The sequence below is a fragment of the Geodermatophilus obscurus genome, assembly GCF_900143215.1.
In the GTDB taxonomy this organism is placed as follows: domain Bacteria; phylum Actinomycetota; class Actinomycetes; order Mycobacteriales; family Geodermatophilaceae; genus Geodermatophilus; species Geodermatophilus obscurus_A.
The window spans coordinates 1-5,484 of record NZ_FRDM01000076.1; the positions used below are offsets into that span (position 1 = coordinate 1).

6 protein-coding genes are annotated in these 5,484 nt (G+C 66.9%); 2 read left to right on the forward strand and 4 right to left on the reverse strand.

The window, feature by feature from the left end; genetic code table 11:
* On the forward strand, window positions 1-469 hold a 469-nt coding region (locus BUB17_RS24785; RefSeq protein WP_141243203.1), incomplete at its 5' end, for a tyrosine-type recombinase/integrase.
* Between the two features lie 81 nt (window positions 470-550).
* Window positions 551-1,750: an amidohydrolase family protein gene (locus BUB17_RS24790; protein WP_208983678.1), complete on the forward strand. Its 1,200-nt coding sequence runs from the start codon at window positions 551-553 to the stop codon at window positions 1,748-1,750.
* A gap of 184 nt (window positions 1,751-1,934) precedes the next feature.
* Here BUB17_RS24790 and BUB17_RS24795 read toward each other — a convergent pair whose 3' ends face one another.
* The 4 genes from BUB17_RS24795 to BUB17_RS24810 all read right to left on the reverse strand — a co-directional run bounded on the left by BUB17_RS24795 (window position 1,935) and on the right by BUB17_RS24810 (window position 5,413).
* Complete coding sequence (locus BUB17_RS24795; RefSeq protein WP_072921460.1) at window positions 1,935-2,438, reverse strand: cupin domain-containing protein; 504 nt, start codon at window positions 2,436-2,438, stop codon at window positions 1,935-1,937.
* A 313-nt stretch (window positions 2,439-2,751) separates the two neighbouring features.
* On the reverse strand, window positions 2,752-3,948 hold the full coding sequence (locus tag BUB17_RS26440) for a hypothetical protein (protein WP_141243205.1): 1,197 nt from the start codon (window positions 3,946-3,948) through the stop codon (window positions 2,752-2,754).
* 515 nt (window positions 3,949-4,463) lie between these two features.
* The gene (locus BUB17_RS24805; RefSeq protein WP_072921464.1) at window positions 4,464-4,664 is read right to left on the reverse strand and encodes a hypothetical protein; all 201 of its coding nucleotides are present in this window, start codon (window positions 4,662-4,664) and stop codon (window positions 4,464-4,466) included.
* A 35-nt stretch (window positions 4,665-4,699) separates the two neighbouring features.
* Window positions 4,700-5,413 (reverse strand): AfsR/SARP family transcriptional regulator, encoded by a 714-nt coding sequence (locus tag BUB17_RS24810; RefSeq protein ID WP_083606599.1) that lies wholly within the window; start codon window positions 5,411-5,413, stop codon window positions 4,700-4,702.
* Between the last annotated feature and the right edge of the window lie 71 nt (window positions 5,414-5,484).

A 5,484-nucleotide genomic window follows, 5' to 3' on the forward strand; every position in this document is an offset into this window, starting at 1 on the left:
GTTCTTCACCGGCTCGCGCATCGCCGAGGTGCTCGGCGCCGACGTCCGCGACTACCGCACCGACCACGGCCACCGGGTGCTGCGCATCCGCCGCAAGGGCGGCAAGATCGCCTCCGCGGTGCTCCCTGCGCCGGCCATCCGGGCCCTCGACACCCTCATCGGCGAGCGCACCAGCGGACCGATCTTCCTCAACCACGACGGCACCGGCCGCTACCCCTACCGCAGCGTCCACTCCCAGCTGCGCCGCCTCGCCCACGCCGCCGGCGTCGCGTCGGCCGATCTCACCAAGCCGCACACCTTCCGCCACGCCTTCGCCACCGAAGCGCTCTCCCGCGGGGTGCCGCTCCAGGACGTGCAGGACGCCCTCGGTCATGCCGATCCGCGCACGACGCGGCGCTACGACCGCGGCCGGCACAACCTCGACCGATCCCCGGCGTACAAGCTCGCCGAGGTGCTCCGCCGGTCCTGAGCGACGAACCTCAGCCCGAGCTTCGGCTTGGGGTGCTGCAAGTCGACCGCGCCGATAGCGTCGGGGTGCGGAAAGGATGGGGTGGCGCTGTTGCCGGACAGCTTTCTCATCGTGGGAGCCAAGCTCTTCGACGGGCACCGCTTCCTGCCCCGTAGCTGCCTGCTGGTGATCGAGGGGCGCATCGCCGCCCTGGACGTCCGGCTGACCCCGCCCGCGGGCGTGCCGGTCGTCGAGGCCCGCGGTGGCACCGTCCTGCCCGGTCTGATCGACGCACACGTGCACGTCTTTCCCGGCACGCTGCAGGCGGCGCTGCGGTCGGGAGTCACCACGGAACTGGACATGTTCGCCGACCCCAGCCTGGTCGAGTCGCTGCGCCAGCAGGCGTCATCCGATCCGAGCGCAGCCGATTTGCGCTCGGCCGGCATCGGAGCCACCGCTCCCGGTGGGCATCCGACCCGGCTGGTCCAGCAAGGCCTGTTGGCGCCATTCCCCACGGTGGCAGGCCCCGAGCAGGCCGAGGCCTTCGTCGCGGCTCGGGTCGCCGAAGGCTCCCAATTCCTCAAGGTGATACTCGAGGACGGCACCACCACCGGGCATCCCTGCCCCACGCTGACCGTCGACACGGTGCGGGCGCTGGTCCAGGCGGCGCACGCACAGGGCCTGCTCGTCGTCGCGCACACCCTCACGCAGGCGCACGCGCTAGTCGCCGTCAGCACAGGCGTCGACGGACTAGCCCATCTTTTCCTGGATGAGCCGCTCTCCCCGCAGTTCCTCGACGCCGCCGTGCAGCGCGACGTGTTCGTGATTCCCACGCTCACCTCGCTCGCCGCCCGCGCGGGGCGCAGCCGCGGCCACGCCCTGGCCGCCGACCCCCACCTCGGGCCGGCCCTGGACCCCCGCCAGCGAGCCATGCTGGAGATGGACTTCCCGGGCGGGCCGGGCGCACTAGCCGACCTGAACCACGCGATGTCCACCGTTGCCCAGCTGCACCGGGTAGGTCTGCGGCTGCTCGCCGGAACCGATGCGTCCAGCCCGGGCACCGCCCACGGTGTCAGCCTGCATGACGAGCTTCACCTGCTGGTGCAGGCCGGCCTGCCGTCGGCCGCGGCCCTGGCCGCGGCGACCAGTGCCCCAGCCGCCGCGTTCGGCCTCGCCGACCGAGGCACGATCGCCCCAGGGATGCGAGCAGACCTCGTCCTAGTTCAGGGCGACCCCGAACGCGACATCACCCAAACGCGGAACCTCGCGGAGGTCTGGCGCACCGGTCGCCGAGCAACTTGAGACCCCCAGGGGCCCTGCAAAGCCGGTGGCTAAGGATCTGAGCTGGAGTTAAGGCGGACTGCCATCCGGTCGGCTGTCTTCGGCCGACTTGACCATCCTGGTGCAGGAGCGGACGACAGTCTCGGATCCCCGTCGGCGGGAGCCCACGGGGAGGCGGCCATCGGTCACCGAGGTCTTCCGGCGCTCACGGCTTGACGCCATAGCGGTCGACGAGCTCAGGAACGCGGTCCCAGTGAAAGGTCACGCCGTAGCGGGCGTGGTGCGCTTCCAGAGCCTCACGTCGCTCGTGTTCAGTCATCGACGAGTCGGCGAAGATGGCGCCGACCTCGTCGTAGTAGCGGGCGAAAGTGGCGGGCACGTGAAGCTCCATCACCCGGGCAGGCTCACTGCCGCAGTTCCAGAAAGCATGCGGTACGCCACGAGGCTTGATGACGTAGCTACCGGGAGTGGCTGTGACGATGTCCTCGCCGACCTGGAACATCACCTCTCCCGCGATGACGTAGGAACACTCGTCTTCGCGGGTATGGGTGTGCGGCGGGATGAGCCCACCAGGAGCGAGCCCGCCCTCCATGACGAGCAGACCGCCCTCGAGACGGCCCGCGTCCACCTTATGGACCATCTCCATCCCGCGCACCCGGGCGCCATCGTCGGGGCGGACAACGATTCCGCCGCCAGGGTCCTGACTCATACTCGCTCCTGTCCCGGGGTTCTCGCGTGGGGAGAGCGTTGTGAGAACACCGCAAACTTCGCCATCGACCTCGTCTGTGATCTCTGCGGGCCTCGCCTCGCCCAACTCTGCGGACTGTGCCGCCCCTATGGCGCCCCTACCTGCAAGGTCAGCACCGGCCTTCCGGCCAGGTCAGAGTGGCCTGGCGGTTCGTTGCGCCGGACAGCACCGCCATGTTGACTCCTCGACGCAGCTCGTCCTCGGCGGCATCCACGCAGCTCAGATGCCTGCACGACGACTTTGACGCGGCCCTGAGGTCCCGACGGCCACAGAGTTACCCCCTCGGCCGCGAGATTAGACGGGTGAGAAATGGAGCGGCTAGATCGAAGGCCGTAGTCGTGAGCGCAGGCGGGTCCTCGTTAAGCGTGTCGAGCCGCCGCAGTGCAGCAAAGTCAACGGGCTCCACGGCAAGCCCGGCTACTGTGAGGATCTTGAGGAGTTCCGCCGCGATGATTCCGTAGCCGGAGGTTGTGGGATGCACGCCGTCGAGCCCGAACAAACCTCCCTGCAGTCTGCCCGTCTGGTTGGATCGGAAGAACCGAGTGTCGAGATCCGCAAGCGGAGCAGGCAGCTCATAGGGCCGCCAGCCATTGCGTGAGGCGGCTTCGGCATCCGTTACGAAGCGACGGTACGCGAGCCCGTCCAATAGACCGCACAAGTCGAAGAGCAACCAGTCGCGGCCTCGCCTACGCGCTTGGCGGACTGCCTCCACAATCGTCTCGTTGTACTGATCGATCGCCGAGTCGACGGCCCGTGCCTGCTGGTGAGTAAGGTGGCGATGCTTCGTGGGCCTGAAGTTGTCCTCGTCGATCCATGGATCGGTGTAGTAGGGAAAGTACCGTGAGCCAGCGCGCCACTTTTTCCCTGGAGCTTCCGAGTTCACTCCCTTGGCAATTGGTGCAATGGTGACATGAGGGACGGTGGCGAGCACGACGCGCCGCGCACTTATCGCTTCAACGGCATGGACAAGCTGGCCGAACTCCGTGGCGAAGTGGCTCGGCCGCCAAACGTTGTACATTCCCTTGCGGTCGAGGTCATCAAATCCTGTGTCGGTCCACATGACCTTCTTATCAACCACCGACCGTAGCGCGTTGTTAGCGCCAAGCGCGATGACCAGCGTGTCAATGCCGCCATTCCGTCCGTGCCATGCCGCGCAGTCAATTTGTGCTGATGCGACGCCGAAGGGCGCAAGGACTGACCACGCGGCGATGTCATTGTCGTTGGACGGGACTGCGCCGAGTAGATCGTCATGCGCTGGTCTCGCTCCGATACGTGTTGCAGCGCGCCCCCCGGTGTAGGACAGGCAGTCCCGGACGTCCCAACCATAGATGCCCAGGTTCTCGTAGCGTAGGTCCATGCGCGGCGGCCTGCTGCCGCGCCCACTTTCCCACCAATCCTCGTTCTCGTCGGCGAGCTGCTGCAGAACGACCGGAAGTGCCAGTGCCTCAAAGGGATTGAGCCCCTCGCCCAATCGCTCCTGAAGCGCACGTAGCAGACCCTCGATGTTGAATGGCAGCCCGCCGAGTGGGCCACCGTAGGTGGGGATTACAATTCGGGCACCGAGGGATCTAACGACGATTGCAGGCCACGACAGGTCGGTTCGCCACACAGCTCCGCTTAACATGCCATGGGTGAGTGAATCCCCGACGGCCACAACGGGGTGCACAGGACTAGCTGGTGGGGGCGGGACGTCCGCCTGCGGGGGCGCCAGCTCGACCCCTAGCGTCGAGTCCTGGATGCTCTTTCGCTGCACGTCGGTAACCACGACGTCTGGCGGGGTTCTCGTGTCCAGGTACTCAGGCGGCAACTGTGACATCTCTTGATCCCTTTCAATGTCGATCGGTTATCCCCCGACCGACGGGAGCAAAGACGCGCCCGTCCCACGCTGAGGGCAGCATGGGGAGCGTCGTCGCCGGACGACCCGCACCACGTCGGGCTCCGTCAGAAGGAGGGAACATCATGGAGCGCCTCATGACGACGAGCGGCTCATGACGACGCCGCTGTCGTGAACTGGTCCAGCCAGGTCGCGAGATGCTGGCGGGCTTCGGCGGGGTCGGCGGTGACGATCCGTGTCTCGGCAGCGGGCCCGGCCTGAATGTCCAGGCAGTAGGTAATCCGCGCACGGAACTGCCCCTCCTCCCACCAGGCTCGCGCGAGGAAGACGGCAGTTCTAGGCCGCTGCGTCATCTCAAGATCGTCATCCGTGGCTGCCTCCTTGGCGTTTATGAGGGCAGAAGCGTGTTGGCCAGCTGGGTCATGCGCGGCGAGGGCGCGACGCCGAGTTCACGATGCAGGTACGCTCGAAAGCGCTGGTAGTGCTGGAGCGCTGATCCCGCGTTGCCCTCGGCGAGATGAACTTCGATCACAATTCGATGGGCGGCCTCCCGGATGGGCTCGACAGCTACTGCCGCGAGCGCGGCCTGCAGGGCATCCAAGTACTGCTCCTGGGACAGAAACCCCTTGGCCACACCCTCCAGTGCGTGCAGGCGCACCTGGTCCCAGCGGTCTCGTTCCATCACGAGCCAGTCGTCAGTCCAGTCAGGCAACAGTTCCAGGCTCAAGGCCGCGACTAGGCCCTCGCTGTTTCGGTCGGCCGCGACGGGTTGGCCCTTCAAGGCACCTTGAACTTGGCAGTAGATATGCCGGAGGTCGACGCACACCGACGGCGCCAGACGAAGCCGGGGGCCGACACACTCGATGAGGGTGGTCTCCCCTATCCGCCGGCTCCGCCAGAGCGCCGACCGCAGGTTGCCCGCCGCGCGGCCGGGTGAGCTGTTAGGCCAGAGGCGCTCGGCCGCACCAACGCGATGCATCCCGCTCCCACGCAGCGCAAGTAGCGCTAGCAGCCGCTGCGCACCGAGCGGCAAGACGATCTTGTTTCCGGCGTACGTACATTCGAATCCTCCGAGGAGACCGAGGTGTGCTGCGTCCGACACGATCAGCTCCTCTCAAGGACCGATGAAGCTCACCTCGCCGGATGATGACGGGTCCGCATGGTTCATCGGTC

Bases quoted from the DNA above. Each gene is read 5' to 3' on its own strand.
- BUB17_RS24795 (WP_072921460.1), bottom strand. From the start codon at position 2,438: ATGAGTCAGGACCCTGGCGGCGGAATCGTTGTCCGCCCCGACGATGGC.
- BUB17_RS24805 (WP_072921464.1), bottom strand. From the start codon at position 4,664: ATGACGCAGCGGCCTAGAACTGCCGTCTTCCTCGCGCGAGCCTGGTGG.